Consider the following 290-nt stretch of genomic DNA (forward strand, 5'->3'; position numbering starts at 1 on the left):
GGATCCGCCGCTCGATCAGGGGCCGGTCGAAACGGTCCCAGCGCGGAGTGGTGCTGTCCGGTACGAGCAGGCCGATCGTCGGGCGGCCCGGCGTCGGGGGCGGGACGGGCCGTACGGCGGTGCCGGACTCGGCGGCCTTGCCGCAGGCCCCCAGCGCGAGGGCCAGGGACACCGCGGCCACGAGGACGACGGCATCGCGGGGACGACCTCTCACGATGGGAAGCACCTCCTCACACGAACCCGGGCTAGCCGGCGCGGTCCACAGCCCCGCCGTCCACCCCGCCACCCAT

The 290-nt window shown here is 75.5% G+C and carries 1 pseudogene; it reads right to left on the bottom strand.

The features are described from left to right. Positions 1–214 (bottom strand): annotated as a pseudogene (locus CCN51_RS51035) (ABC transporter substrate-binding protein); the annotation flags it as partial. Positions 215–290: the final 76 nt, after the last annotated feature.

Origin of the sequence: Streptomyces milbemycinicus (genome assembly GCF_002154605.1) — a bacterium.
GTDB classification, from domain to species: domain Bacteria; phylum Actinomycetota; class Actinomycetes; order Streptomycetales; family Streptomycetaceae; genus Streptomyces; species Streptomyces milbemycinicus.